This is a genomic window from Geomonas agri, from assembly GCF_020179605.1.
Classification (GTDB): domain Bacteria; phylum Desulfobacterota; class Desulfuromonadia; order Geobacterales; family Geobacteraceae; genus Geomonas; species Geomonas agri.
The window spans coordinates 1-26,517 of the sequence record NZ_JAINZO010000006.1 but is presented as its reverse complement, the minus strand read 5'-3'; the positions used below and the strand labels follow the sequence as shown (position 1 = coordinate 26,517).

The window sequence follows — 26,517 nt, the reverse complement described above, 5'->3', positions numbered from 1 at the left end:
ACTTCAGGACCACCGACGTTACCGGCGTGGTTGACCTCGAGGCCGGTGTCGAGATGGTTATGCCGGGCGACAACGTCTCGGTAACCGTGAACCTGATCACCCCGATCGCAATGGACGAAGGTCTGCGTTTCGCTATCCGCGAAGGCGGCCGTACCGTCGGTGCAGGGGTCGTCGCCTCCATCATCGAGTAAGAATAGAAAAACATACGGTTTTCAGTCCGGGTTTCCGGGCGGGCACGACGAGTGTCCCTCCCGGAAATCTTCGGCTGTAAACTGAAAAACTTGTTTCATCACGAGGAAGAGATGCCTAGTCAGAAAATTAGAATCCGCTTGAAAGCATACGACCACAAGCTCCTTGATACTTCCGTTGGCGAGATCGTCGACACCGCTAAGAGGACCGGCGCACGCGTTGCCGGCCCGATTCCGCTGCCGACCGTCATCAACAAGTACTGCGTGCTGCGTGGACCGCACGTCGACAAGAAGTCGCGCGAGCAGTTCGAAATCAGGACCCATAAGCGCCTGATCGACATTCTCGAGCCGACTCAGCAGACTGTCGACGCTCTGATGAAACTCGACCTCTCCGCTGGTGTGGACGTCGAGATCAAGCTTTAATACAAGGATAGGAAGTCGACCATGAATAAGGGATTGATTGGGAAAAAACTGGGCATGACCCAGATATTTGCCGAGGACGGCAGGCGCATCGCCGTGACCGTCGTCGAGGCTGGGCCGTGCGTCGTCCTGCAGAAGAAGACCGTTGAGAAGGACGGCTACAGCGCCATCCAGGTCGGTTTCGGTGCGAAGGACGCCTCCAAGGCCAACGCGGCCCAGGTGGGCCACTGCAAGGGCGCTGGCGCTGGCGTGTTCACCACCTACCGCGAACTGCGCATGGACGACACCAGCGCATACAACGTGGGCGACGTGATCGAAGCCGGTGTGTTCGCAGAGGGCGACTTGGTTGACGTGACCGGCACCTCCATCGGTAAGGGTTTCGCCGGCGTTATCAAGCGTTGGGGCTTCAAAGGCGGTCGGTCGAGCCACGGCTCCCGTTTCCACCGCGCTCCGGGCTCCATCGGCTGCTCCGCGACCCCCTCCAGGGTTTTCAAGAACAAGAAGATGCCGGGCCAGCTCGGTAACGAGAAGGTGACCGTGCAGCGCCTGAAAGTTGTGCGCGTGGACGCTGCTGACAATCTGATTCTGCTCGGTGGAGCGATCCCCGGTTCCGCCAACGGCGTGGTCCTGATCAAGGACTCCGTCAAGGCGACGAGATAACGGGGGCTGGAGATAGACATGGCAAAGTTAGACGTATTTGACATCAAAAAAGCAAAGGTCGGTGAGATCGAAGTCTCCGACGCCGTCTTCAACGACGACGTGCGCGAGTACCTGATCCACGAGGCCGTCAAGATCCAGCTCGCTAACCGCAGGCAGGGTACCGTAGCGGTCAAGAACCGCGCCGCGGTTTCCGGTTCCGGCAAGAAGCCGTTCAAGCAGAAAGGCACCGGCCAGGCCCGTCAGGGTTGCGCCAGGGCGCCCCAGTATCCGGGCGGCGGCGTGGCTTTCGGGCCGCAGCCGAAAACCTACAACCTCTCCATGAACAAGAAGGCGAGGAAAGCCGCTCTCAGAAGCGCACTCTCCATGCTCTATAAGAAAGAGGCGATCACTGTACTGAACAGCTTTGAGCTTCCTTCTATCAAGACAAAGGCATTTGTAGAGGTACTAAATGCTTTTAACCTTGACAAGACGCTCGTTATCACAGATACTGCGAATCTTGTTTTGGAGCTTTCCGCCCGCAATGTGAAAAACGTCAAGGTGCTGGGCCCGGAAGGTCTCAACATTTTCGACATCATGAAATACCAGAGCGTCGTCTTTACCGAGGCCGCCGTTCGTCGTGTTGAAGGAGCATTACAGTCATGAACATCTATGACGTCATAAAGAAACCGCTCATCACTGAGAAGACCACGGTAGAGAAGGACGACAAAAACGTCATCGCTTTCGTGGTGAACGGTGCCGCCAACAAGATCGAGATCAAGGCTGCCGTCGAGAAGCTCTTCAACGCCAAGGTGGATGCTGTGAACACGGTTAACGTGGCCGGCAAGACCAAGCGCACTGCGAAGGGTATCGGCAAGCGCTCCAACTGGAAGAAGGCGTACGTGACCCTCACCGAGGGTTCCAACGTCGATTTCTTCGAAGCATAAAAAACTGTGTGGGGATTTAGATAATGGCTATAAAAACTTACAAACCTACTTCTCCGGGTAGAAGGGCGCAGACCTGCTCGACCTTCGAGGAGATCACCGCCTGCAAGCCTGAGAAATCTCTCGTCGAGAACCTCAAGAAGAGCGGCGGCAGGAACTCGAACGGCCGCGTTACCTCCAGGAACGTCGGTGGCGGTCACAAGCAGAAATACAGGATCATCGACTTCCGTCGTGACAAGATCGACATCCCGGCCAAAGTCGCCTCGATCGAGTACGATCCGTGCCGCAGCGCGCGTATTGCGCTGCTGAACTACGCCGACGGCGAGAAGCGCTACATCCTGGCTCCGCTCTCCCTGAAAGTTGGTGATAGCGTTATCTCCAGCGAGCAGGCCGACATCAAGCCGGGCAACGCGCTCCCCATCAGGTGCATCCCGCTGGGTACCATCATCCACAACATCGAGCTGAAGATCGGTAAGGGGGCCCAGTTGGCCCGTTCCGCCGGTACCTTCGCGCAGCTCATGTCCAAGGAAGGGAAGTACGCCCAGGTGAAGCTCCCCTCCTCGGAAGTCCGCATGATCCTCATGGACTGCAAGGCTACCATCGGCCAGGTGGGTAACGTGGATCACGAGAACGTCTCCATCGGCAAAGCCGGTCGTTCCCGTTGGCTCGGCGTTCGCCCCCACGTAAGGGGCGTCGCGATGAACCCGGTCGACCACCCGCACGGCGGTGGCGAGGGCAGGACCTCCGGTGGTCGTCACCCGGTAACCCCGTGGGGTATCCCCACCAAGGGCTACAAGACGCGCACCAACAAGCGGTCCACCGCCTTCATCGTGAAGAAGCGCAGCAAATAACTCATCTGGATAGAGGATTTTAAAAGATGGCAAGATCTATAAAGAAGGGGCCTTTCGTTGACGCACATCTGGAAGCGAAAGCCCAGGCAGAACAGGCCGGCAGCAAGAAGGTGATCAAGACCTGGTCGCGTCGCTCGACCATCACCCCGGATTTCATCGGGCTCACCTTCGCGGTGCACAACGGCAAGAAGTTCATCCCTGTGTTCGTCACTGAGAACATGGTCGGCCACAAGATGGGCGAGTTCTCACCTACCAGAACCTTCTACGGCCACGCTGCTGACAAGAAGAGCAAGCTCAAGAAGAAGTAAGGTCCTAAAGGAGTTTTGTAATGGAATCATCCGCTAAATTATCCTCTGTCCGCCTCTCCCCGAGGAAAACACGCCTGGTCGTGGACCTCGTCAGGGGCAAGGGCATTCAGACTGCGCTGAACACCCTGCGTTTCTCGCCGCAACCGTCGGCGAAGCTTATCTCGAAGCTCCTTTCCTCGGCTGTTGCCAACGCCGAGCAGAAGGGTTGCTCCGATGTGGACAAGCTCTTCGTCAAGACGATTTTCGTCGACGGCGGCGCGGTACTTAAGCGCTTCACCCCCCGCGCCATGGGCCGGGCTAGCAAGATCAGAAAACCGACGAGCCACATTACCGTGGTCCTTGCGGAAAAGAAATAAGAACGGGTCGGAGGTGATGTTTTGGGTCAGAAAGTAAATCCTATAGGTTTCAGGCTCGGGGTTATCAAAACCTGGGATTCCAAATGGTACGCGGAAAAAGATTATGCGAAGCTTCTTCACGAAGACCTGAAGCTGCGCAATTTCCTTAAGAAAAGGCTGTATCATTCCGGCGTCTCCAAGATCGAGATCGAGCGCGCTGCGGGCAAAGCGAAGATCAACATCTTCACCGCACGTCCGGGCCTGATCATCGGCAAGAAGGGCTCCGAGGTCGAGACTTTGAAGAAGGAGCTGGCCAAGCTCACCGACAAAGAGGTCTACCTTAACATACAGGAAGTCAGGAAGCCGGAGCTGGACGCCCAGCTCGTCGCCGAGAACGTGGCCATGCAGCTGGAGCGCCGTATCGCCTTCCGCCGCGCCATGAAGAAGAGCGTCACCTCGACGCTCAAGTTCGGCGCCAAGGGGATCAGGATCACTTGCTCCGGCCGTCTGGGTGGGGCAGAGATGTCGAGGACCGAATGGTACCGCGAAGGTCGGGTGCCGCTGCACACGCTGCGCGCGGACATCGACTACGGTTTCGCCGAGGCGAAGACCACCTACGGTATCATCGGCGTAAAAGTGCTCCTCTTCAAGGGTGAAGTGCTCTCCGCTAAAAAATAGGAACAGGAGTTTTTTGCGATGTTAATGCCCAAGAAAGTTAAGCATAGAAAACAGATGAAAGGGCGCATGACCGGCACCCTCCAGCGCGGCGTCGAGCTTGCGTTCGGTGATTTCGGTCTGCAGGCAACCGAGTGCGGCTGGCTGGATTCCCGCCAGATCGAGGCCGCCCGTATCGCCATGACCCGTTACATCAAGAGGGGCGGCAAGATCTGGATCCGTATCTTCCCGGACAAACCGCTCACGGCGAAACCCGCCGAGACCCGTATGGGCAAGGGGAAAGGCTCCCCGGATTCCTGGGTCTGCGTCATCAAGCCTGGCCGCGTCCTGTACGAAATGGAAGGGGTCAGCGAGGAAGTGGCGCGCGAGGCATTCCGGCTTGCGGCGCACAAGCTCCCCGTAGCCACCAAGTTCATCACGAGGGCGGAAATCAATGAAGGCTAACGAACTTAAAAACGCGACGGCAGCAGAGCTTGAGACCAAGAGCGCCGAGCTTACCAAGGAACTCTTCAACGTGAAGTTTCAGCTTCACACCGGGCGTCTTGAGAACACCGCCAAGGTGGCGAACCTCAGAAAAGACATCGCCCGCGTGAAGACCATACTCCGCGAAAAGAGAGGCTAAGAGATAGATATGAGCGAAAGAGGCAACAGAAAAACTCAGATCGGCGTGGTCGTCTCGGACAAGATGGACAAGACCGCAGTGGTTAAGGTCGACCGCCTGGTGAAGCACCCCGTCTACAACAAATACATCAAGCGCTCCGCCAAGTACAAGGCGCACGATATCGACAACTCCGCCAAGATCGGCGACCGTGTTCTTATCGTGGAAACCCGTCCGCTTTCCAAGGACAAGCGCTGGAAGATCAGACAGATTATCGAGTCCAAGGCTTAAGGGCTCGCCGGGAGTTAAACAATGATTCAGATGCAGACACTATTGGACGTGGCGGACAACTCCGGCGCGAAGAAGCTCTTTTGCATTAAAGTGCTCGGCGGTTCCAAGCGCCGTTACGCCGGGATTGGCGACATCATCGTCGCTTCCGTCAAGGAAGCTCTCCCCAATTCGAAGGTGAAGAAGGGCGACGTGGTGAAGGCTGTCGTGGTGCGTACCGCTAAGGCTGTGGGGCGTCCGGACGGCTCCTACATCCGTTTCGACACCAACTCCGGCGTGGTCATCAACAACGCCAAGGAGCCGGTCGGCACTCGTATCTTCGGACCGGTCGCCAGGGAACTTCGCGCCAAGAAGTTCATGAAGATCATATCCCTCGCCCCCGAGGTACTTTAAGACTAGATCCTGGAGAATAGAGATGCTGGGCAAAAAATTACATGTAAAGAAAAACGATACCGTCGTTATCACCACGGGTAAGGATCGTTCCAAGAGCGGCAAGGTGCTCTCCATCCATCCGAAGAAGGACGGCGTGATCGTCGAGGGGATCAACGTGGTGAAGCGCCACGTGAAGCCCCGCGGTTCCGAGCAGGGGGGCATCCTGGAGAAGGAAGCACCGGTGCACATTTCCAACGTGATGCTGCTCTGCGGGAAGTGCAACAAGCCTGTAAGGACCAGGACCACCGTTCTGGAAGACGGAAAAAAGGCGCGCTGCTGTGTCAAATGCGGCGAGTCCTTTGACAAATAGTTTTGGAGGATTCAATGGCACGGCTGGCTGAGCTTTACAATAAAGAGATGGTCCCGCAACTGATGAAGGACCATAACTACGAAAACATCATGGAAGTCCCCAAGCTCGTGAAAATCGTGCTGAACATGGGCCTGGGCGAAGCAATCCAGAACGTCAAGATCCTGGATTCGGCCGCCGAGGAACTGGGCGCCATCGCGGGCCAGAAGCCCGTGATCACGAAAGCAAAGAAGTCCATCGCGGGCTTCAAGCTGCGCCAGGGCATGCCGATCGGCTGCTCGGTGACGCTGCGTCGCGAGAAGATGTACGAGTTCCTCGACCGCCTGATCAGCGTCTCGCTGCCGCGCGTGCGTGACTTCAAGGGGATCAACGGCAAGGGCTTCGACGGCAAGGGTAACTACTCCCTGGGCATCAAGGAGCAGCTGATCTTCCCCGAGATCGACTACGACAAGGTCGACAAGATCAAGGGTCTCAACATCACGATCGTGACCACGGCAAAGACCGACGCTGAGGGCAAGGCGCTTCTCAAGCTTATGGGCCTGCCGTTCAGGAACTAATACAGGTTTTGGAGGAATTCCGTGGCTAAGACATCTATGATCATAAAAGCTCAGAGGGCCAAGTACAAGGTACGCGAGCGCAATCGCTGCGCCGTTTGCGGTCGTCCTAGAGCATACTACCGGAAATTCGATATGTGCAGGATCTGCCTGAGGAAGTTCTCTAACTCCGGCCAGATCCCCGGTGTGATAAAGTCCAGTTGGTAAAAAGATTCCGATTTAGGAAAGAGGAGTAGTTTCATATGTGCATGACAGATCCAGTTGCCGACATGCTGACCAGAATCAGGAACGCTGGTATGGCAAAACACCAGAAAGTTGACATCCCTTCGTCGAACCTCAAGGTGAGCCTCGCCACGGTGCTGCGCACCGAAGGCTTCATCAAGAACTTCAAGGTCATCGCCGACAGCAAGCAGGGGATTCTGCGGGTATACCTCAAGTTCATTGATGAGAAGGAACCGGTCATCAACGAGATCAAGAGGATCAGCAAGCCGGGCGGCCGGGTCTATGTCCACTCCGACAAGATCAAGCAGGTGAAAAACGGACTGGGCGTCGCCATCCTCTCGACTTCCAAGGGGCTGGTAACCGACAAGACCGCACGCGAACTGGGCATCGGCGGCGAAGTCCTTTGCACGGTCTGGTAGTCATTTTCGCTTTAAGGAGCTTTGCATGTCTAGAATAGGAAAACTTCCCATCGCGATCCCTGCGGGGGTGAAAGTCATATACAACGCGCCGGAGATCAAGGTAGAGGGCCCGAAAGGGAAACTCGCCCGCGTTCTCGGCGGTGGCGTCACCATCGACGTGACCGGCGATGCCATCACCGTAACCCGTAACGACGACACCATCAAGTCCCGCTCGGCCCACGGCCTGACCAGGACCCTGATCAACAACATGGTCGTCGGTGTCTCCAAAGGCTTCGAGACCGCGCTCGAGATCAACGGCGTCGGTTACCGCGCCGAGGTGAAGGGCAACGTGCTCAACCTGGCCCTCGGCTACTCGCACCCGATCAACTTCGAGCTTCCGGCGGGGATCACCGTCGAAGTGGACAAGATGACCAAGCTGAAGGTGCTGGGGATCGACAAGGAGCTGGTGGGGCAGACCGCCGCCAAGATCCGTGATTTCCGTGGTCCGGAGCCCTACAAGGGCAAAGGTATCAAGTACGCTGACGAAACCATTCTGAGAAAAGCCGGCAAAACCGGCAAAAAATAGCAATTGCTAAGGAGAAGTGCCTTGAGTTCTTTAGCCCAAAAACAGGTAGCTCGTCTTAAGAGACAGACCAGGGTCAGGAAGAAAATTACCGGTTCGCCGGCTCGCCCGAGACTGAACGTCTTCAAGAGTGCTCGTCACATATACGCTCAGCTGATCGACGATACCACCGGTGCGACGCTCGCATCCGCCTCCACCTTGGTGGGCGAGGTAGCCGAAGGGCTTTCGTACACCGGCAACATCGAGGCAGCCGCCAAGGTTGGCGCCGCCATCGCCAAGAGGGCCCTCGAAAAGGACATCAAAGCGGTCGTCTTCGACCGTAACGGTTTCCTCTACCACGGTAGGATCAAAGCTCTGGCTGAAGCCGCACGCGAAAACGGTCTGTCCTTCTAGGGCAGGTAAGGAGGAATTAGTTTGCTTAAGATCAATGCCAGTGAAATGAATCTTACCGATAGGGTCGTCCATATCAGCCGCGTAGCCAAGGTGGTCAAGGGTGGCCGCAGGTTCAGCTTCTCCGCTCTCGTGGTGGTAGGCGACGGTAACGGCGTGGTAGGCTACGGCCTGGGCAAAGCCAACGAGGTACCCGAGGCAATCCGCAAGGGCGTCGAGCAGGCCAAGAAGAACCTGATCAAGGTTCCCATCGTTGCCGGCCAGACCATCCCCTTCGAGATCCTGGGCCACTTCGGCGCAGGCAAGGTGCTCATGATGCCCGCCTCCGCAGGTACCGGTGTTATCGCCGGCGGTGCTGCCCGCGCGGTCTTCGAGTCCGCGGGTCTGCACAACATCCTCGCTAAGTGCCTGGGCTCCAACAACCCGCACAATGTGGTCAAGGCGGCTTTCGCCGGTCTTGCCCAGCTGAAGACTGCGGAAGAGCTGATGGCGCGCCGCGGCATCACCGAATAGTACTTAAGGAGCAGAACATGTCTGAACTGAAGGTTACGCTCGTGAAGAGCGGCATCGGTCAAACCGAGAAAATGAAGGGCCGCCTGCTCGGCATGGGGCTCACCAAGCGTGAGAAGACCGTGGTCCTGCAGGACACCCCGGAAATTCGTGGGATGATCGCCAAGGTTTCCCACCTGGTACGCGTCGAAGAGTAATTCCCCCTAAAGGTGACAATCATGCAATTGAATACCATCAAACCGGCCATCGGGTCGACCAAGAATAGAAAGCGCATTGGCAGGGGCACCGGCTCCGGCCACGGCAAGACCGCGACCAAGGGTCACAAGGGCCAGAAGGCACGCTCCGGCGGCTCCGTTAAGCCCGGCTTCGAGGGCGGCCAGATGCCGATGCACAGAAGGCTTCCCAAGCGCGGCTTCACCCCGCTCTCCAAAAAGGAGTATGCACTGGTGAACCTGTGCCAGCTCGAGATCTTCGAGGCAGGCAGCGTGGTGGACGCCGAGGCGCTACTGCAGAGCGGCCTGATCTCCGGCATCCGCGACGGCATCAAGGTGCTCGGCACCGGCGAACTGACCCGGGCTCTGACCATCAAGGCTCACAAATTCAGCGCCTCCGCTCGCGAAAAAATCACTGCGGCAGGTGGTTCCATCGAGGAGATTTAGTCTTGATAGAAGCCTTCCAGAACATTTTCAAGATTCCCGAGCTTAAAAAGAAGGTTCTCTTTTCGCTGGCCATGCTGGCCGTCTACCGGGTAGGGTGTCACATCCCTACTCCGGGCATCGACGCCCAGGCCCTCTCGCAGTTCTTCAAGGCTGCCCAGGGTACGCTGCTCGGTATGTTCGACATGTTCTCTGGCGGGGCTCTCGAGAAGCTCACCGTCTTTGCCCTCGGCATCATGCCGTACATCTCCTCCTCCATCATCTTCCAGCTCCTGACCGTGGTGGTTCCTGCCATCGAGAAGCTCTCCAAGGAGGGCGACGCCGGCAGGAAGAAGATCATCCAGTACACCCGCTACGGCACCGTGGTGCTGTCGGTGGTGCAGTCCTTCGGCATCTCAATCGGTCTTGAGGCAATGCGCGGACCGGCTGGCGAGCTGGTCGTCCCGAACCCGGGCTGGAGCTTCCGCCTGATGACGGTGATCACGCTGACCGCGGGTACCGCCTTCATCATGTGGCTGGGCGAGCAGATGTCCGAGAAGGGGATTGGCAACGGCATCTCCCTGATCATCTTCGCAGGCATCGTGGCCCGCATCCCGAACGCTATCGGGAACAGCTTCCGCCTGATCAAGACCGGTGAGCTCTCCCTGTTCGTGCTGCTGCTGGTGCTTGCCGTTATGTTCCTGGTCATCGCCGCGGTGGTGTTCATGGAGCGCGGCCAGCGCAGGATCCCGATCCACTACGCCAAGCGCGTGGTGGGGCTGAAGACGGTCGGGGCGCAGAGTTCGCACCTGCCGCTCAAGGTGAACATGGCCGGCGTCATCCCGCCGATCTTCGCCTCGTCGATCATCATGTTCCCGGCCACGGTCGGTAACTTCATCGACATTCCCTGGGTGCAGGCGGCATCTAAGCAGCTGGCTCCCGGAAAGTTGCTCTACGAGATTTTATTTGTTGCCTTTATCGTCTTTTTTTGCTATTTCTACACGGCTGTGACTTTCAACCCGGTTGATGTCGCCGATAACGTCAAGAAGCAGGGCGGTTACGTGCCCGGGATTCGTCCCGGCAAGGAGACCTCTGACTTTCTGGACGCGGTGCTCACCAAGCTGACCTTCGCGGGTGCCATTTACATCTCCGCGGTCTGTGTGCTTCCCTCGATCCTGATCGGGAAATTCAACCTTCCCTTTTATTTCGGTGGCACCTCGTTGCTGATCGCGGTCGGCGTCGGCATGGACACCTTGTCCCAGATCGAGGCGCACCTGATCACGCGCAGCTACGAAGGGTTCATGAAAGGCGTTCGCATCCAGGGTAGAAAATAGGAGGCCCCGATGAACCTCATCCTCCTTGGACCCCCTGGCGTAGGCAAGGGGACCCAGGCGAAACTTCTCATAGACAGGTTTGGTATCCCGCAGATATCGACAGGCGATATACTGCGGGCTGCCGTTAAAGAGCTCACTCCGATGGGGATCAAGGCGAAGGGGTTTATGGACTCCGGCGCGCTGGTTCCCGACGAGGTCGTTATTGGGATCGTGGAAGAGCGCCTGGCGCAGCCGGACTGCCAGAAGGGTTTTATTCTGGACGGCTTCCCGCGCACCGTGCCCCAGGCCGACGCGCTTTCCCAGGTGCTCTCCGGTATCGGCAAGAAGATAGACCACGTGGTTTCCCTCTCCGTGGACAAAGCCGAGCTCCTGAAGCGTCTCACCGGCAGGCGCGCCTGCTCCAAGTGCGGCGCCGGCTACCATGTCGACTTCGCTCCGTCCAAGGTTGCAGGGATATGCGACGCATGTGGCGGTGAGCTGTTCCAGCGCGAGGACGACAAGGAAGAAACCATCTTGAACCGGCTTGCGGTGTACGAGGCGCAGACCTCTCCGCTGATCTCCTACTACCAGACCGCGGGGCTGCTCCGTTCGGTCAACGGTCTCGGGAGCGTGGAAGGGATCCAGGCCGAGATCGTGGCCGTACTGCAGGGCGAACGGTGATAGTACTCAAATCCCGGGCCGAGATCGAGAAGATGGCGGCTGCCGGCAGGATGGTCGCCGAAGTACTCGCCGGCCTGAGAGAGATGGTGGCACCGGGGGTAACCCTGGCACAGTTGGACGCATACGCCGAGAGGGAAACGCTGAAGAGGAAGGCGAAGCCAGCCTTCAAGGGTTACAGCGGCTTCCCCTTTTCGCTTTGTTGCTCGGTGAACGAGCAGGTGGTACACGGTTTCGCCACGCAGCGCGCCCTGGTGGACGGTGACATCGTCAGCCTCGACTTCGGCGTCCTGCACAATGGCTTCTACGGCGACTCAGCCATCACGGTTCCGGTAGGCAAGGTTTCCGAGGTTGCTGCCAGGCTGATCAAGGCCACCGAGGAGTCGCTTTACCGCGCCATCGACGTCGCCGACACCGCGCACCGGTTGTCCGACATCGCTCACGCGGTCCAGTCCCACGTCGAGGCGCGCGGCTTTTCCGTAGTGCGCGACTTCGTGGGGCACGGCATCGGTAAGGAGTTGCACGAGGGGCCGCAGATCCCCAACTTCGGTGTTCCCGGCAAGGGCCCCAAGCTGAAAAGCGGCATGGTGCTCGCCATCGAGCCGATGATCAACGAGAAGGGTTACGATGTGAAGGTGCTGGAGGACGGCTGGACGGCGGTGACGGTCGACGGCGGACTCTCGGCGCACTTCGAGCACACGGTAGCAATAACGGACAACGGTCCGCTGATACTTACGAAAATCTAGATTGGCAAAACGTCTTCAAAAGGAAGTGAACTATGAAGGTTCGGGCATCGGTTAAGAAGATCTGTGTAAAGTGCAAGATTGTCAAGCGCAAGGGCATAGTCCGCGTCATCTGCGAGACCCCCAAGCATTCACAGAGACAGGGCTAATAGGAGGAGCTGGCATTGGCACGTATCGCAGGGGTAGATTTACCCAGGAATAAGAGAATAGAGATCGCACTGACCTACATCTACGGCATCGGCAGGTCTCTCTCCCAGGAAATTCTTACGGCAACCGGTGTTGACATGAACACCCGTTGTGACAACCTGACCGAGGCGGAAGTCTCCAAGATCAGGGAGTATATCGATAAGAACGTGAAGGTCGAAGGCGACCTGCGCCGCGACATTTCCATGAGCATCAAGCGCCTCATGGATCTCGGCTGCTATCGCGGTCTTCGTCACAGGAAAGGTCTTCCCTGCCGCGGGCAGCGTACCAAGACCAATGCACGCACCAGGAAAGGGCCGGCTCGTACGGTCGCTGGCAAGAAGAAATAAGATTCTGGAGGGATAATGGCGAGCCCGGCTAAGAAGGTCGTTAAGAAGAAAAAAGAGAGAAAGAATATTCCCACTGGCGTGGCGCACATTCAGGCTACGTTCAACAATACCATGATCACCATCACCGACCCGGTCGGTAACGTGGTTGCCTGGTGCACCTCCGGTGCCAAGGGCTTCAAAGGCTCTAGGAAGAGCACCCCGTTCGCAGCCCAGATGGCTGCCGAGGATGCTGCCAAGAAGGCCCAGGAGCATGGCATGCGCACCATCGAAGTGTACGTGAAGGGCCCCGGCTCCGGCCGCGAGTCCGCGCTGCGCGCACTGCAGGCTGCCGGCTTCGCCGTTAGCTTCATCCGCGACGTAACGCCGATTCCGCACAACGGCTGCCGTCCCCCGAAGAGAAGAAGAGTCTAGGACCGTATCGACGGACCTGGCGTTACGGAACTATCAGTTAGGATCATAGGAGGTCTTCATTGGCTAGGTATACAGGGCCCTCATGCAGGCTGTGCAGGCGCGAAGGATCGGAACTTTTTCTTAAAGGCGAGCGTTGCTACACCGACAAATGCGCCATCAAGAGAAGGAGCTATCCGCCGGGACAGCACGGGCAGGGTCGCATAAAAGTTTCTGATTACGGTGTTCAGCTGCGCGAAAAACAGAAGGTACGTCGTATCTACGGCATCCTTGAGAACCAGTTCCGCGGGTACTTCGAGACCGCAGACCGGATGAAAGGTGTGACCGGCGAAAACCTCCTCTTCCTCCTGGAGAGAAGGCTCGACAACGTCGTCTACCGTCTCGGTTTCGCTGCTTCGCGCGACGAGGCACGTCAGCTGGTGCGTCACAGCCACTTCACCCTCAACGGGCGTAAGGCTAACATCCCCTCCATCCAAGTGAAGGCGGGCGATGTGATCCAGCTGCGTGAGAAGAGCCGCAAGATCGCCGTGATCGGTGAGTCCCTCGAGGCCGTGGTTCGCCGCGGTATCCCGCAGTGGCTCGAACTGGACAAGGATGCTTTCAAGGGCACCGTGAAGACCAGCCCGGTACGCGAAGACATCACCATGCCGATTCAGGAGCAGTTGATCGTCGAGCTCTACTCCAAGTAAAGGCTGACCAACATCCGATACAGGGGGATCTAAATGTATAGAAATTGGCGCGATCTGATCAGGCCGAAGAAGCTTCAGGTTGAGACAGAATCGCTGACTAATACATACGGCAAGTTCTACGCCGAGCCTTTCGAAAGGGGGTTCGGTACCACCCTGGGAACGGGGCTGCGTAGGGTCCTCATCTCCAGCCTGCAGGGGGCGGCAATCGTTTCCGTTAAGGCCAAGGGCGTGCTGCACGAATTCTCCGCTGTCCCGGGCGTTACCGAGGACATGACGGATATCATCCTCAACCTGAAAGGGGTGCGCCTCAAGGTGCACGGCAACGAGTCCCGGATGATCCGGATCGTGCAGAAGGGTGAAGGGGTGGTCAAGGCGAAGGATATCATCACCGACAACAACGTCGAGATCCTGAACCCGGAACATCACATCGCAACCTGCTCCAAGGACGCCAACCTGGAGATGGACCTCATGGTGAAAGTCGGCAAGGGTTACGTCCCGGCTGACCGCAACCGTGACGAGAAGGCACCGGTCGGGACTATCCCGATCGACGCGATCTTCTCCCCGATTCACAAGGTGAACTTCACCGTCACCAACGCTCGCGTGGGTCAGATCACCGACTACGACAAGCTTACTATCGAAGTCTGGACCGACGGCAGCGTCAAACCGCAGGACGCGGTGGCCTACGCTTCCAAGATCCTCAAGGACCAGCTCTCCATCTTCATCAACTTTGACGAGGACGTGGAGCCCCAGGAGGAGGCGGAGCCGGAAGAGGAGCGCGAGCGCTTCAACGAGAACCTCTACCGCTCGGTCGACGAGCTCGAGCTCTCGGTTCGCTCCGCCAACTGCCTGAAGAACGCCGGCATCAAGCTGATCGGCGAACTGGTCTCCAGGACCGAGGCAGAGATGCTGAAGACCCAGAACTTCGGCAGGAAATCGCTGAACGAAATCAAGGACATCCTGGTCGACATGGGCCTCACCCTCGGCATGAAACTGGAAAACTTCCCGGATCCCGAGATCATGAGGCGCCTGCGCGGCGAGCAGAAAGAAGAATAGTCCATACGACTTCATTTATAGATCGAAAGGAAGTGAAAAGATATGCGTCACAACAGCGCGGGTAGAAGATTAGGTAGGACCACAAGCCATAGGATCGCTATGTTCAGGAACATGGTGACTTCCTTTCTCCAGCACGAAAAGATCACCACGACCGATGCCAAGGCAAAAGAGCTCCGCTCCATCGCCGAGAAGATGATCACCCTGGGCAAGAGGGGCGACCTTCATGCCACCAGGCAGGCAGCGGCCTACATCCGCGACAAGAAAGTCGTGACCAAGCTTTTCACCGAGATCGCACCGCGTTACGCCGATCGTCCCGGTGGCTACACCAGGATCATCAAGCTCGGCATCCGTCCGGGCGACACCGCTCCGGTGTCCGTGATCGAGCTGGTCGAAGCTGAAATGACTCCGAAGAAAGCCGCCAAGCCGGCTGCCAAGGCTCCGAAAGCAGCCAAGGCACCGAAGGCTGCTCCGGCAGTCGAGGCCGCTCCGGTTGAAGAAGCTCCGGTAGCTGAGGCAGCACCGGTAGTAGAAGAGGCTCCGGCAGCTGAGGAAAAGACCGAGGCGTAGGCCGTACGTCATTAAGAAGTAAGAGGGGGCACGGGAAACCGCGCCCCCTTTTTCTGTTTGTGCCGTCCCTGTTGCCCGTTGCCACAACTGGCCGCCGCCTATATCGAGGACCTCCGCCCCCCTTGCTATCGACCTCCCAGGACAACTACGCCGCTCAAGCCATAGCGTCCCCACCCCCGGAGGGGGAAGGGGCTCCGACGTGCTCCCACGCCGCAAGTCCCCCGTCCCGCCCGCCTTTCCCCTTTACATTAAAACCCCCTCTCTGATAAGATGCGCAGCTCATGAAGATCAAAAGACTCGAAATCCACGGATTCAAATCCTTTCAAGATAAGGCCGTTCTGGACTTCAACCAGCCCATCACCGGGGTTGTTGGTCCCAATGGTTGCGGTAAGTCCAACGTGGTCGACGCGATTCGCTGGGTCATGGGGGAGCAATCCGCCAAGAACCTGCGCGGCAAGTCGATGGAAGACATCATCTTCAACGGCACCGAGTTCCGCAAGCCGCTCGGCATGGCCGAAGTCTCACTCTTCTTCTCCACCGAGGACGGTCGCGTCCCCGCCAAATACCTGAACTTCTCCGAGATCCAGGTCACCCGCCGCCTCTATCGCGACGGCGAGAGCGACTATCTCCTGAACAAGACCCCCTGTCGTCTGCTCGACATCGCCGAGTTGTTCATGGACACCGGCATCGGCGCCAAGGCCTACTCCATCATCGAGCAGGGCAAGATTGGCATGATTCTGCACGCCAAGCCTGAGGAACGACGCTTCCTGATCGAGGAAGCCGCCGGCGTCACCAAGTTCAAGGCGCGCAAGGTCGTCGCCATGAAGAAGATGGAGGCGACCCGCCAGAACCTCCTGCGCATCGGCGACATCATATCCGAGATCAAGCGCCAGATGAACGGGTTGCAGCGCCAGGCCAAGAAAGCCGAACGCTTCCGCGAAGTCAGACAGGAACTTAAGGAGATCGAACTTCTCTTTGCGGCCAAGGGGTACGCGGGTGTAGAGAAGGACCGTAACGGTTTGGAGCGCGAGATCTCCGAGCTCGAGTCGAAACTCGTCGACGTGACCGCCAAGCTCAACGACGCCGAGCTATCAATAGAGGAGAAGCGGCTCACCCTGTTGGAAACTGAACGACAGCTCACCGCTGCCCAGGAAGAGATCTTCCGGTGGAAGAGCGAACTGCAGGGTGGGGAAAATCGCCTCGAGTTCCAGCGCAAGGAGTTGGTCAACCTGGAGCGCCACGGGGCTCGTTTCGAAGAGGAACTCCAGGGGCTGCGGGACCAGCTCGCCAACTCGGAGAAAGAGATCGTGACCCTGCAGGCACAGCGCGTTTCACTGCAGGAAGACTTGGCCCGCGAAAGCGAGTCGCTCGAATACCGCGAGTCGCTCTTGGAAGAGATGGCAGCCAGCGAGGCGGGGGTAACCCGCGAGCTGGACGAGACTCGCCGCGCGATGTTCGCTGCTCTTTCCGAAGGTGCGCAAGCTGCCAACCAGCACGCCGCCGCACAGAAGCGTCTGGCAGGTCTTGCCGACCGGCTACAGGCCAGCCAGAGAGAACGGGTCCTCCTGGGTGAGCGGCTCTTCGAGGCCAACAGCAAGGTCGATGCACTGAAGCAGGAGCGCGAGCAGCTTGCCCGTGACAAGGTGCAGGCAGACGAAGAACTGATCATGGCCGGTAGTCGGGAAGCCGAGTTGAAGCAAGCGCAGGAAGCAGGGGACAAGCTGCTGCAACAGCGTCGGGACCAGCTGTCCGCCGCAGCCTCACGCCTGAAATCGCTCCAGGAGCTGGAGGCACAGTTTGCCGGGTACGGCCAGGGCGTGCGCAACCTGCTCCTTGCCGAGCCCTTCAAGACCGCATCGCTGACCATGATTGCGGACGCGCTCGAGGTGGAGGAGGAGTTCGAGGTGGCGCTGGAGGCTGTCCTCGGCGACCGCCTACAGTATCTCCTGTGTGAATCTTCCGCGACCGCACTCGATGCCGTTGCACATCTCAAGGGTAGTGCCGGCGGCCGCTGTAGCTTCGTTACCGCACCGCCGTGGCGCCAACAGGCCAAGGAGACGCCGCCTGGGGCAGCCCCGCTTTGGGAGCGGGTCACCGTGCCCAAGCAGCATGCCCCTCTGGTGGAGCCCCTTCTTAGCGGCGCCTACCTCGCTCATGACCTGAACCACGCTCTCGAACTCGCCGCGTCATTCCCGGCCTCAACCTTCGTTACGCTCGAAGGTGACCTCGCCCACGGCGGCGGCATCGTCAACGGCGGTTCACCGGAGCCGGCTCAGCAGGGGATCATCCACAAGAAGAGGGAGATCAAGGCGCTGGGTGCCGAAGTTGAGCGCCTCGGAGCAGAGGTCCAGGAGTTTGCCGCGGCGCGCGACAAGAGGAAAGGGGAGATCGCCGAGGCCGAGACGTGCCGTGTCGAACTGCGCCAGACCCTGCATCGCCTTGATCTCCGGATCGTCAACGCCGAGAAGGACCTGCAGACCGCCCTCTCCGAGTGCCGTCGCATCGAGGAAAACGGGGTGGTACGCGAGGCGGAAGAAGAGCAGTTAGCCGAAGAACAGTCACTGGTCTCTGGGGAGATGGCCCAGGCAGATGCGAAAAGGGCCCAGGCCGAAGAACGCAAAGCGGCCCTGGAAAAAACCGTTGAGGCACTGCAGGGGCGCCTTGAGGGATCCCGCTTCGAAATGGAAGAAGCGCGCGAGATGGTCACCTCTATGAAGGTGCGTGTCGCCGCTCTCAGAGAGAAAGGTGAGTCTACCGAGCGTGCCCTGCGTCGTGTCGAAGGGCTGTGCACCGACCTCACCAACCGCATCGCGTCCCGCACCACGGAATTGGAAGGTTCCGGAGACGAGCGTACCCGCCTTGTGGCAGCGATTGCTGAAGGTGAGGAGGCGCTGCGCGCTGTGGTCAAGCAGCAATTGGCTAGCGAGCAAGCCCTTCTGCAGGTGAAGGACAGGTATGAGGCCGAAGCTGCCAAGGTCCAGGAGGAAGAGGCGCTGTTGAAAGGGATGCGCGCCGATGCCGTCGCGGTGAGGGATCAGTTGAATGCGAAAAGCCTGCGCCTGACCGAGGTAAGCATGCGGCTCGCCCACCTGGAGGAAACCCTCAAGGAAAAGCACCGCATGGAGATCGCCGACGCGCTGCTCAACTACTCGAAGGTGGAGTGGGACGAGGTTGAAAGCACCAGGCGCCAGGCGGAACTGCAGAAAACCATCAACGAGATGGGCGAAGTGAACCTGATGGCCATCGAGGAGTTCAAGGAGATGGAGGAACGTTTCTCCTTCCTCTCCAGCCAGAAGGATGACCTCGAGGAATCGATGAACGCCTTGCAGAAGGCGATCCAGCGCATCAACCGGACCACCAGGAAGCGCTTCCTGGAGACCTTCCAGATGGTGAACGAGAAGTTCCAGCAGATCTTCCCGCGCCTGTTCTGTGGCGGTCACGCCGAGTTGCGCCTGACTGACGAAGAGGATCTCCTCAACACCGGTCTCGAGATCGTGGTCCAGCCCCCGGGCAAAAAACTGCAGAACGTGTCGCTGTTGTCGGGCGGAGAGAAGGCGCTTACCGCGGTAGCGCTCATTTTCTCTATCTTCCTGATCAAGCCCTCGCCGTTTTGTCTGCTGGACGAGGTGGATGCGCCGCTCGACGATGCGAACATCGGCCGCTTCAACGACATGGTGCGTGAGATGAGTGCCAACTCGCAGTTCATCATCATCACCCACAACCGCGCCACCATGGCTGTCGCCGACACCCTGTACGGTGTCACCATGGAAGAGCCCGGCGTCTCGAAGCTGGTCTCCGTGCGCCTGAACCGCTAGTCGTGTCACCCCTTGCCCTCCGGGAAAGGGGCTGGGGTGTGGGCGTTGCCGTCACCTGAAAGTTGACGCTGAAGTGAGGGCACCGCCGTCACTTGCGCTGTTATATTTTTCACCGTAGGAGCTTGACGTGCCCTTCAAGAGACTGTTGACTACACTGGTTGAATCCGTGCCTGGTGGCAATGGCGCCATTTTGGCCGATTGGGAAGGGGAGGCTGTCGAACAGTTTTCCCATGGCGATCCCTTCGAAATGAAGGTTACGGCCGCCCACTGGGGCATCCTGCTCACCCAGCTCAAGGGGCTGCACGAGAAGTTCACCACCGGAGCCGTCCAGGAAACTGTTATCAGTACTGACGAACAGTACACCATCGTGGGGGGCATTGGCGACGATTATGCCCTGGTGATGACTATGGACCGCACGGCCCTGCCGCTCCTGGCCTTGAAGAGGTTCCGGGACACCGCGCAGCTTTTGCATAAGGAGATTTATTGATGGCCGAGGAAAACAAGGGCTTTTTCAAAGGTCTTTTCAAGAAACTCGGGATCGGTGGTGTCGACGAGACTGCCGAGACTCCGGACCAACTGCCGTCCGAGGGGGCGGAACAGCAGGAGGAGGCTGCAGCCCCTCCGCAGTCGACCGTTTCCGAGCCTCCGGCGCAGGTCCCGCCCGCCCCGTATGTCGTTACGCCTCCCCCCGAACCTCCCGCCCCGGCCCCACGCCAGGTCTGGACGGAACCCACCGCCCCGGCGCCTGTCCCGGTACCCGAACCGACTGAGCAGGCCAAGCCCAGCTTCTTCGACCGTCTCAAGCGCAGCCTCAGCAAGACCCACGAGACCATCATCGGCAGGGTCGATACCCTGTTGCTGGGCAAGAAGCAGATCGACACCGACACCCTGGAGGAGTTGGAAGAAATCCTGATCACCGCCGACTTGGGCGTCAAGACCACCGTTGACCTGATCCGCACACTTGAGCAGCGCCTCAAGCGGGACGAACTGCAGGACGGCACCGCTCTGAAGAGGGCTTTGAAGGAAGAAATCCAGGTGCGCCTCTTGGAGCACCATGCACCGCTGGTAGTCACGGACAAGAAACCGTTCGTTATCATGGTCATTGGGGTCAACGGCGTCGGCAAGACTACCACCATCGGCAAGCTCGCCGCGCGCTACACCGGGGAAGGTAAAAAGGTACTCTTGGCCGCGGCCGACACCTTCCGCGCCGCCGCAGCCGAGCAGCTCGAGACCTGGGCCAAGCGCGTGGGCACGGACATTGTGCGTCACAAGGAAGGAGCCGATCCCTCAGCGGTCGTCTTCGATGCGTGCAAGGCTGCCATCGCGCGCGGCACCGATGTCCTGATCATCGATACCGCTGGCCGCATGCATACCAAGGTCAACCTGATGGAGGAGATGAAGAAGATACGCCGGGTGCTGACCCGCGAGATACCGGACGGCCCGCATGAAACCCTGCTGGTCCTTGACGCGGCCACCGGACAAAACGCCCTGTCCCAGGCGAAGCTCTTCAAGGAGGCCGCCGATGTCACCGGCGTGGTGCTGACCAAGCTTGACGGTAGCGCCAAGGGGGGAATCGTCGTAGCGGTTAGTCATGAATACGCTCTCCCCATCAGATTCATTGGCGTGGGGGAGTCCGTGGAAGACCTCCGGGCCTTCGATCCGGTCCAGTTCGTAGACGCTCTTTTCCAATGATAGCCTTGACTTTTGGGCACTTATCGCATATGATTTTGCCGCAAAAGGTGAAATAATGAGTATCGAGCTGTTTAATGAACTAGAGAGTCGGATAAATTCTCTAATTAATGTCGTGAGCGAGTTGAAGCTCGAGAACGATCGGCTGAAAAAAGAGAACTCCCGACTTCATGAAGAACGGGTCGGTTTCAAGGCTCGTATAGATGCGATTCTGAAAAAGTTGGAAGGGGTCTGACCGCTTGATCGCCACGCACAGCATCAGGGTCCTGGGGCGCGAGCTTCAGGTAAAGAGTGTTGCGACACCTGAGCACGTGGCGCAAGTAGAGGCTCTGGTCAACGAGAAGCTGGCGGAGGCGGAAGCCAAGGTCAGTGGTGGCGATACCCAACTGGTAGTGATCCTGGCGTTGATGAACCTGGCGGAAGCCTGCCTGGACGCTCGGAAGCAATTGGCAGAAGAGCAGCGCACCTGCACTGAGCGGGTTGCGGGGCTTATTGAACGGCTGGACCGGCAACAGTTTTAGAGTTTCAGGTCTCTTGCGGGAGATTCAACATATAGCTGATTGGTTGTACGGTTGCAAAGCTTTGCCAGAACCTGCGAGGAGATGTGGTTTCTCCCCGTTTGCTGATAGTAGCCTAAAGACGTTAAGCAGCATGTCCAGGGGTTAATGGCTGCATTTACATAAAGTTCAAATTTGGCGCTTCATTTGAACGCGGCCCACTCTATCAAGACCTGTCATCGCAACACCCGTCACACCCTCAGCACTCCCCCACCAGAGCACCTGTCTCTAAGGATGGCCTGCCGTCCACCTTCTGAACCAACACGGAATTAAAGCGTTATGCCCAAGCGTGCCCATAGAGCCGCGACCCTTGCTCGACGCCGCGAGCTGTCCAAGACGCAGGTGGCGTCGTTGAGCTTGGCCCTGCAACAGCGGTTCCTCGATCTGTCCGAGTATCAGGCAGCCAAGTCGCTGGTGCTGTACGCGCCGATCCACCACGAAGTGGATACCACGGCGGTCGCCGTAGCGGCCCTCGCTGCCGGTAAGAAACTGCTCTATCCGGCTGTAGTAGGCAACGATTTACAGTTTTGCCAGGTGGAGGCTCTCGCCGAGCTCGTCCCCGGCAGGTACGGAATCCCGGAACCTCAAGGCGAAGGGTATGATCCGGCGCAGGCGGACCTCATCGTGGTACCGGGAGTGGCCTTTGATCTGTGCGGGCGTCGCATCGGTTACGGTAAAGGTTACTATGACAGGTCGCTGCACCGTCTGGAAGGAAGCGGGAAGCTGGTAGCGTTTTGCTACGACTTCCAACTGCTTCAGGAGATAGCCGGCGAGCCGCACGACGTGACGATGGATTTGATCGTCACCGAGAGTCGGGTGGTTCGCGTTAATAAACATATATGTGAGGGGGAGCAACAGTGAAAATCGACATAACTATTGCCATATTGCTGGTGCTTGTCGCGGCCGCTATCGGGTACGTGATAGGCAACATCCTGCGCAAGAAGCTCTCGGATTCTTTGGTCACCAATGCGGAGACGCTTGCGGCCAAGATGCTCGAGGATGCCAAGCGACAGGCCGAAGTCGTGGCCATGGAGGCTGCGGTCCAGGCGAAGGATGTGGTGTACCAGGCAAAGGAAGAGCTTGAAAGGCAATTTGAACAAGAGAGCCGCGAGAAGCGTCGCGACCTGCAGGCCCTTGAGAAGAGACTGCAGCAAAAAGAAGAAAACCTGGATAAGAAGACCAACCTGTTCGATCAGCGTGACGCCGACTTCCTGAAGAGAGAGCAAGGGCTCGCGCAGCGCGAGCAGTCCCTGACCAACAAGGAGCAGGGGCTCACCCAGAAGGAAGAGAAGCTTGATGCCCTGGTGGGCGAGCAGAAGGCGAAGCTGGAGCAGATTGCGGGCATGACGGCTGCCGAGGCCAAGAAGTTCCTGATGGACTCGATGGAAGACGAGGCAAAGCTCGACGTCGCTAAGCTGATCAAGGTAATGGAGGAAGAGGCCAGGGAGACCGCCGACAAGAAAGCCAAGGAAGTCCTTGCTCTTGCCATGCAGCGTTATGCCGGTGAGTACGTCGCCGAGCGCAGCGTTTCCGTCGTGACCCTTCCCTCCGACGAGATGAAGGGACGCATTATCGGCCGCGAGGGGCGTAATATCAGGGCACTCGAGGCAGCTACTGGCATCGACCTGATCATTGATGACACCCCCGAGGCGGTGATCCTTTCCGGCTTCAACCCGGTCAGAAGGGAAGTGGCCAAGCTGTCGCTGCAGAAACTCATCGCCGACGGCAGGATCCACCCCGGCCGCATCGAGGAAGTGGTGGCCAAATCCCAGGAAGAGATTGAGCAGGCAATGAAGGAAGCCGGCGAGCAGGCCGCCTTCGACCTTGGCGTGCACGGCATCCATCCGGAGATCCTGAAACTCATCGGGCGCCTGAAGTACCGCACCTCCTACAGCCAGAACGTCTATCAGCACTCGCTGGAAGTGGCTTTCCTCTGCGGCATCATGGCGGCGGAACTCGGCATCAACGTGAAGCAGGCCAAGAGGGCCGGTCTTCTGCACGACCTCGGCAAGGCGGTCGACCACGAGATCGAAGGCTCCCACGCCGTCATCGGCGCTGATATCGCCAAGAAGTACGGTGAGTCCCCCAAGATTGTCCACGCCATCATGGCGCACCACGAAGACGAGAAGCCGGCGACAGTTCTCGCCGTCCTGGTGCAGGCGGCTGACGCGCTTTCCGGCGCCCGCCCGGGTGCCCGTCGCGAGATGATGGAGACCTACGTGAAGCGTCTGGACGACCTGGAAAGGATCGCCACCTCCTTCGACGGCGTCCTCACTTCTTTCGCTATCCAGGCCGGCCGCGAAATCCGCGTCATGGTTTCCAGCGACCAGGTGACCGACGACCGCGCCCTGGTTCTGGCCAAGGACATCGCCAAGAAGATCGAAACCGAGATGACCTACCCCGGCCAGATCAAGGTCAACGTGATCAGAGAAACCAGGGCAACCGAATATGCCCGTTAAGCTTCTCTTTATAGGGGACGTCATCGGCAAACCCGGGCGGGAGGCGCTCTCCCGTGAACTGCACCGGATCGTCGATCGGCACATGGTCGACCTGGTGATTGCAAATGGGGAAAACGCTGCCGGCGGCTTCGGCTTGACCGAGGAGACCGCGCAAGACCTCTTCAAATGCGGCGTCCAGATGATCACCTCTGGTAACCATATCTGGGACAAGAAAGACGCGCTCGAGTACATCAAGCGTGAGGACCGTATTGTGCGCCCCGCCAACTACCCCGAGGGCACCCCGGGTAAGGGGACCACCATCGTCAAGACCCCCGGTGGGGTTAAGGTCGGCATCTTGAACTTGGAAGGCCGGGTATTCATGAACAACCTCGACTGTCCGTTTCGTTGCGCCGATCGCGAGATCGCAAAGTTGAAAGAAGAGACGCCGATCGTCTTTGTAGACTTCCACGCCGAGGCCACCAGTGAGAAGGTTTCGCTGGGGTGGTATTTGGACGGGCGAGTGGCAGCCGTTATAGGTACCCATACCCACGTGCAGACTGCTGACGAGCGCATCCTTACCGCCGGCACCGCTTATATGACCGATGCGGGCATGACCGGGTCTTTCGATTCCGTTATAGGCGTGAAGAAGGAAGAGGCGATCCTGAAATTCGTCACCCAGCGCCCATCGAAGTTCGAGGTAGCGAAGAAGGATATCCGGATCAATGCCGTTGCTATCGAAGTTGACGAAAAGACCGGGCTCGCACTTAACATCGAACGCATCAATATAGCCTGCGGCTAGGTTGCAGGAGTTATTGCCCCACCATAGTCATGGCGAAGGTGGAGTTTGGCCACCGAAGCCTCGTGCAGACGTGGGCTTGGTCCCCGTAGCTTTGTGCGGAGGGGGCTGAAATAAATTTGGAGGGAATGTGATGACCGTTGCAGAGCAGATGGAGATTATCAAGAGGGGCGCCGTAGAAATCCTGGTGGAGAAAGAGCTCATTGAGAAGCTCGAAAAATCCGTCAAGACCGGCGTGCCGCTCAAGATCAAGGCCGGTTTCGATCCGACCGCGCCGGACCTGCATCTGGGGCACACCGTGCTGCTGCACAAGATGCGTCAATTCCAGAAGCTCGGCCACGAGGTTTATTTTCTCATCGGTGATTTTACTGGCATGATTGGTGACCCCACCGGCAAATCAGAAACCCGTAAGGTCCTCACCCGCGAGGACGTGCTGAAAAACGCGGAGACCTACAAAGAGCAGGTATTCAAGGTCCTCGATCCCAAGCTCACTAAGGTGGTCTTCAACTCGGAGTGGCTCGGGAAAATGACGGCATCGGATATGATCGGTCTCGCCTCCAAGTACACTGTTGCTCGCATGCTCGAGCGCGAAGACTTCAGCAACCGCTTTTCGAACCAATTGCCGATCAGTATCCACGAGTTCATGTATCCGCTGGTTCAGGGGTACGACTCGGTTGCACTCAAGGCCGATGTGGAGTTGGGCGGCACCGACCAGAAGTTCAACCTCCTCGTCGGTCGTGAGCTCCAGAGGGAGTGGGGGCAGGCGCCGCAGTGTGTCATAACCGTGCCGCTTCTCGAAGGTCTCGACGGCGTCAACAAGATGAGCAAGTCTCTTGGCAACTACATCGGCATCAACGAACCGGCCGACGAGATCTACGGCAAGGTGATGTCCATCTCTGATGAACTGATGGTTCGTTACTACGAGCTGTTAAGCGACCTCACTATGGCCGAGTTCGAGCAGTTGAAGGTTGACCTCAATAACGGGGCAGTGCATCCGATGGAAGCCAAGAAGCAGTTGGCTCGCGAGATGGTGACCCGTTATCACGGTGCCGAGGCCGCGACCCAGGCTGACGAGAACTTCGTCAAGCGTTTCAAGAATAACGAGACCCCGGACGAAATGCCCGAGTTCGCACTGAAGGCGGAAGGGGATAAGGTTCTGCTCTGCAAGGTCCTGGCAGAGGCGCAGCTCGTGAAGTCTAACAGTGAAGGTCGCCGATCCATCCAGGGGGGCGGCGTGAAAGTCAATGGCGAGAAGATATCTGATGAGAACCTGGAGATCGCCTGCAGTGGTGAGTACGTCATCCAGGTGGGCAAGCGTCGCTTTGCCAAAGTATCTTTTGCCTAAAGTTTCAAAAGCCGACACCGATAAAGAGGGGGCGATGCGCGAGCATCGCCCCCTTTGTTTTGGAGTTTGTCTCTTGGCCTGGTCCACGTTCGCTCATCCTGTCAACCGGGTGCAGCAGTGTTCACTGAGAACGATCCTTCAGTCATCACAGGATCTTCGGCCGCGTTAACAAAAACAAACAACAAACCCGTTGACGCAGTCAAAGTCATTTGCTATAACCACCCTCCGCTGACGAACGAGGCATTTTGGTTCGGCAGCGGCCAACAAAAAAGCATTGACAGCCGAAACTGCCTTTGCTATAACGTTGAGCTTCGCAGTGACGACGTTCTTTGCAACCGAATTGTAGAACCGGCAGGAAGAAGGGCTACAGGAGCACCTCGCGGTGTTCTGACAGTCTTTCGGGCACGATCTCTGGATCAGGCCACTGCAAAATGCCTCGAAAAATTTTTGAAAGAAAATGTTGACAGGCGGCAACGGTTCAGGTAGGGTGCTGAGTCTGTCGCAACACGGCGGCTTGGTCTTTGAAAACTAAATAGTAGACGAAACAGCATTTGCGAGTTTCAAAATGTAACAAGTCAGTTGTTTCAAACTAGAATCGGATTTTCCGGTTTCATTTTAA

The 26,517-nt window shown here is 58.1% G+C and carries 40 protein-coding genes; all 40 read left to right on the top strand.

From position 1 onward, the window contains the following. A partial coding sequence (locus K7R21_RS20620; RefSeq protein WP_449727791.1) for an EF-Tu C-terminal domain-related protein occupies positions 1-191 on the top strand: 191 nt, incomplete at its 5' end. Between the two features lie 111 nt (positions 192-302). Continuing rightward, positions 303-611, top strand: a complete 309-nt coding sequence (gene rpsJ / locus K7R21_RS20615) for a 30S ribosomal protein S10 (protein WP_012529365.1) — start codon at positions 303-305, stop codon at positions 609-611. A gap of 21 nt (positions 612-632) precedes the next feature. Then, entirely contained in the window at positions 633-1,268 is a 636-nt protein-coding gene (gene rplC, locus K7R21_RS20610; protein WP_183350963.1) for a 50S ribosomal protein L3, read from the top strand. A gap of 18 nt (positions 1,269-1,286) precedes the next feature. Continuing rightward, positions 1,287-1,910 (top strand): 50S ribosomal protein L4, encoded by a 624-nt coding sequence (rplD, locus tag K7R21_RS20605; protein ID WP_216512499.1) that lies wholly within the window; start codon positions 1,287-1,289, stop codon positions 1,908-1,910. Further along, positions 1,907-2,191, top strand: a complete 285-nt coding sequence (locus K7R21_RS20600; protein WP_199396273.1) for a 50S ribosomal protein L23 — start codon at positions 1,907-1,909, stop codon at positions 2,189-2,191. The genes rplD and K7R21_RS20600 overlap by 4 nt, the downstream gene beginning before the upstream one ends. A gap of 23 nt (positions 2,192-2,214) precedes the next feature. Next, positions 2,215-3,039 (top strand): 50S ribosomal protein L2, encoded by an 825-nt coding sequence (rplB, locus tag K7R21_RS20595; RefSeq protein ID WP_224985161.1) that lies wholly within the window; start codon positions 2,215-2,217, stop codon positions 3,037-3,039. A gap of 26 nt (positions 3,040-3,065) precedes the next feature. Next, complete coding sequence (rpsS, locus tag K7R21_RS20590; protein WP_129128539.1) at positions 3,066-3,347, top strand: 30S ribosomal protein S19; 282 nt, start codon at positions 3,066-3,068, stop codon at positions 3,345-3,347. 20 nt (positions 3,348-3,367) lie between these two features. Beyond that, positions 3,368-3,703, top strand: coding sequence for a 50S ribosomal protein L22 (gene rplV, locus K7R21_RS20585; protein ID WP_012529371.1), 336 nt, complete (start codon positions 3,368-3,370; stop codon positions 3,701-3,703). A gap of 21 nt (positions 3,704-3,724) precedes the next feature. Then, positions 3,725-4,360, top strand: a complete 636-nt coding sequence (rpsC, locus tag K7R21_RS20580; protein WP_012529372.1) for a 30S ribosomal protein S3 — start codon at positions 3,725-3,727, stop codon at positions 4,358-4,360. An 18-nt stretch (positions 4,361-4,378) separates the two neighbouring features. Then, the gene (gene rplP, locus K7R21_RS20575) at positions 4,379-4,801 is read left to right on the top strand and encodes a 50S ribosomal protein L16 (protein WP_216512497.1); all 423 of its coding nucleotides are present in this window, start codon (positions 4,379-4,381) and stop codon (positions 4,799-4,801) included. Then, positions 4,791-4,979, top strand: coding sequence for a 50S ribosomal protein L29 (gene rpmC / locus K7R21_RS20570; RefSeq protein WP_183350973.1), 189 nt, complete (start codon positions 4,791-4,793; stop codon positions 4,977-4,979). Before rplP ends, rpmC begins: the two co-directional genes overlap by 11 nt. A 9-nt stretch (positions 4,980-4,988) precedes the next feature. Continuing rightward, positions 4,989-5,246: a 30S ribosomal protein S17 gene (gene rpsQ / locus K7R21_RS20565; protein ID WP_183350975.1), complete on the top strand. Its 258-nt coding sequence runs from the start codon at positions 4,989-4,991 to the stop codon at positions 5,244-5,246. Between the two features lie 21 nt (positions 5,247-5,267). Continuing rightward, positions 5,268-5,636, top strand: a complete 369-nt coding sequence (gene rplN / locus K7R21_RS20560) for a 50S ribosomal protein L14 (protein WP_012529376.1) — start codon at positions 5,268-5,270, stop codon at positions 5,634-5,636. A 22-nt stretch (positions 5,637-5,658) separates the two neighbouring features. Further along, positions 5,659-5,985 (top strand): 50S ribosomal protein L24, encoded by a 327-nt coding sequence (gene rplX / locus K7R21_RS20555; protein WP_183350978.1) that lies wholly within the window; start codon positions 5,659-5,661, stop codon positions 5,983-5,985. 14 nt (positions 5,986-5,999) lie between these two features. Further along, positions 6,000-6,539 carry a 50S ribosomal protein L5 gene (rplE, locus tag K7R21_RS20550; protein ID WP_216500042.1) on the top strand — a complete coding sequence of 180 codons (540 nt, stop codon included), beginning with the start codon at positions 6,000-6,002 and terminating at the stop codon, positions 6,537-6,539. A 21-nt stretch (positions 6,540-6,560) separates the two neighbouring features. Next, a complete protein-coding gene (locus tag K7R21_RS20545) occupies positions 6,561-6,743 on the top strand; it encodes a type Z 30S ribosomal protein S14 (RefSeq protein ID WP_183350982.1) in 183 nt (60 codons plus the stop codon). A 35-nt stretch (positions 6,744-6,778) separates the two neighbouring features. Then, entirely contained in the window at positions 6,779-7,177 is a 399-nt protein-coding gene (gene rpsH, locus K7R21_RS20540; RefSeq protein ID WP_224985160.1) for a 30S ribosomal protein S8, read from the top strand. A 25-nt stretch (positions 7,178-7,202) separates the two neighbouring features. Beyond that, positions 7,203-7,742, top strand: coding sequence for a 50S ribosomal protein L6 (gene rplF, locus K7R21_RS20535; protein WP_224985159.1), 540 nt, complete (start codon positions 7,203-7,205; stop codon positions 7,740-7,742). Positions 7,743-7,763: 21 nt separating this feature from the next. Continuing rightward, entirely contained in the window at positions 7,764-8,132 is a 369-nt protein-coding gene (rplR, locus tag K7R21_RS20530; protein ID WP_216512492.1) for a 50S ribosomal protein L18, read from the top strand. Positions 8,133-8,153: 21 nt separating this feature from the next. After that, positions 8,154-8,642, top strand: a complete 489-nt coding sequence (rpsE, locus tag K7R21_RS20525; RefSeq protein WP_216512491.1) for a 30S ribosomal protein S5 — start codon at positions 8,154-8,156, stop codon at positions 8,640-8,642. Positions 8,643-8,659: 17 nt separating this feature from the next. Continuing rightward, the gene (gene rpmD, locus K7R21_RS20520; RefSeq protein ID WP_224985158.1) at positions 8,660-8,836 is read left to right on the top strand and encodes a 50S ribosomal protein L30; all 177 of its coding nucleotides are present in this window, start codon (positions 8,660-8,662) and stop codon (positions 8,834-8,836) included. Between the two features lie 21 nt (positions 8,837-8,857). Continuing rightward, positions 8,858-9,298, top strand: coding sequence for a 50S ribosomal protein L15 (gene rplO, locus K7R21_RS20515; RefSeq protein ID WP_224985157.1), 441 nt, complete (start codon positions 8,858-8,860; stop codon positions 9,296-9,298). 2 nt (positions 9,299-9,300) lie between these two features. Beyond that, the gene (secY, locus tag K7R21_RS20510; protein WP_224985156.1) at positions 9,301-10,608 is read left to right on the top strand and encodes a preprotein translocase subunit SecY; all 1,308 of its coding nucleotides are present in this window, start codon (positions 9,301-9,303) and stop codon (positions 10,606-10,608) included. A 9-nt stretch (positions 10,609-10,617) separates the two neighbouring features. Further along, positions 10,618-11,268 (top strand): adenylate kinase, encoded by a 651-nt coding sequence (locus tag K7R21_RS20505; protein WP_224985155.1) that lies wholly within the window; start codon positions 10,618-10,620, stop codon positions 11,266-11,268. Beyond that, complete coding sequence (gene map / locus K7R21_RS20500) at positions 11,265-12,011, top strand: type I methionyl aminopeptidase (RefSeq protein ID WP_224985154.1); 747 nt, start codon at positions 11,265-11,267, stop codon at positions 12,009-12,011. Before K7R21_RS20505 ends, map begins: the two co-directional genes overlap by 4 nt. A gap of 32 nt (positions 12,012-12,043) precedes the next feature. Further along, a complete protein-coding gene (rpmJ, locus tag K7R21_RS20495; protein WP_012529389.1) occupies positions 12,044-12,157 on the top strand; it encodes a 50S ribosomal protein L36 in 114 nt (37 codons plus the stop codon). Between the two features lie 15 nt (positions 12,158-12,172). Next, positions 12,173-12,541 carry a 30S ribosomal protein S13 gene (gene rpsM / locus K7R21_RS20490; RefSeq protein WP_183351001.1) on the top strand — a complete coding sequence of 123 codons (369 nt, stop codon included), beginning with the start codon at positions 12,173-12,175 and terminating at the stop codon, positions 12,539-12,541. Positions 12,542-12,556: 15 nt separating this feature from the next. Beyond that, entirely contained in the window at positions 12,557-12,952 is a 396-nt protein-coding gene (rpsK, locus tag K7R21_RS20485) for a 30S ribosomal protein S11 (protein ID WP_183351003.1), read from the top strand. A gap of 59 nt (positions 12,953-13,011) precedes the next feature. Continuing rightward, the gene (gene rpsD, locus K7R21_RS20480) at positions 13,012-13,638 is read left to right on the top strand and encodes a 30S ribosomal protein S4 (protein WP_216500051.1); all 627 of its coding nucleotides are present in this window, start codon (positions 13,012-13,014) and stop codon (positions 13,636-13,638) included. 33 nt (positions 13,639-13,671) lie between these two features. Then, positions 13,672-14,691 (top strand): DNA-directed RNA polymerase subunit alpha, encoded by a 1,020-nt coding sequence (locus K7R21_RS20475; RefSeq protein WP_129128519.1) that lies wholly within the window; start codon positions 13,672-13,674, stop codon positions 14,689-14,691. 42 nt (positions 14,692-14,733) lie between these two features. Beyond that, entirely contained in the window at positions 14,734-15,258 is a 525-nt protein-coding gene (gene rplQ, locus K7R21_RS20470; protein ID WP_224985153.1) for a 50S ribosomal protein L17, read from the top strand. Between the two features lie 281 nt (positions 15,259-15,539). Then, a complete protein-coding gene (smc, locus tag K7R21_RS20465) occupies positions 15,540-19,073 on the top strand; it encodes a chromosome segregation protein SMC (RefSeq protein ID WP_224985152.1) in 3,534 nt (1,177 codons plus the stop codon). A gap of 127 nt (positions 19,074-19,200) precedes the next feature. Continuing rightward, positions 19,201-19,560 (top strand): roadblock/LC7 domain-containing protein, encoded by a 360-nt coding sequence (locus K7R21_RS20460; RefSeq protein ID WP_224985151.1) that lies wholly within the window; start codon positions 19,201-19,203, stop codon positions 19,558-19,560. Continuing rightward, complete coding sequence (gene ftsY, locus K7R21_RS20455) at positions 19,560-20,765, top strand: signal recognition particle-docking protein FtsY (protein WP_224985150.1); 1,206 nt, start codon at positions 19,560-19,562, stop codon at positions 20,763-20,765. The genes K7R21_RS20460 and ftsY overlap by 1 nt, the downstream gene beginning before the upstream one ends. A gap of 55 nt (positions 20,766-20,820) precedes the next feature. After that, a complete protein-coding gene (locus tag K7R21_RS20450; RefSeq protein ID WP_224985149.1) occupies positions 20,821-20,997 on the top strand; it encodes a cell division protein ZapB in 177 nt (58 codons plus the stop codon). Positions 20,998-21,001: 4 nt separating this feature from the next. Next, positions 21,002-21,283 carry a cell division protein ZapA gene (locus tag K7R21_RS20445; RefSeq protein WP_224985148.1) on the top strand — a complete coding sequence of 94 codons (282 nt, stop codon included), beginning with the start codon at positions 21,002-21,004 and terminating at the stop codon, positions 21,281-21,283. A gap of 315 nt (positions 21,284-21,598) precedes the next feature. Beyond that, the gene (locus K7R21_RS20440) at positions 21,599-22,180 is read left to right on the top strand and encodes a 5-formyltetrahydrofolate cyclo-ligase (protein WP_224985147.1); all 582 of its coding nucleotides are present in this window, start codon (positions 21,599-21,601) and stop codon (positions 22,178-22,180) included. A gap of 2 nt (positions 22,181-22,182) precedes the next feature. Then, positions 22,183-23,778 carry a ribonuclease Y gene (rny, locus tag K7R21_RS20435; RefSeq protein ID WP_404813680.1) on the top strand — a complete coding sequence of 532 codons (1,596 nt, stop codon included), beginning with the start codon at positions 22,183-22,185 and terminating at the stop codon, positions 23,776-23,778. Continuing rightward, a complete protein-coding gene (locus tag K7R21_RS20430; RefSeq protein ID WP_224985145.1) occupies positions 23,768-24,556 on the top strand; it encodes a TIGR00282 family metallophosphoesterase in 789 nt (262 codons plus the stop codon). The genes rny and K7R21_RS20430 overlap by 11 nt, the downstream gene beginning before the upstream one ends. A 130-nt stretch (positions 24,557-24,686) precedes the next feature. Then, complete coding sequence (gene tyrS, locus K7R21_RS20425) at positions 24,687-25,898, top strand: tyrosine--tRNA ligase (protein WP_224985144.1); 1,212 nt, start codon at positions 24,687-24,689, stop codon at positions 25,896-25,898. Positions 25,899-26,517 lie beyond the last annotated feature (619 nt).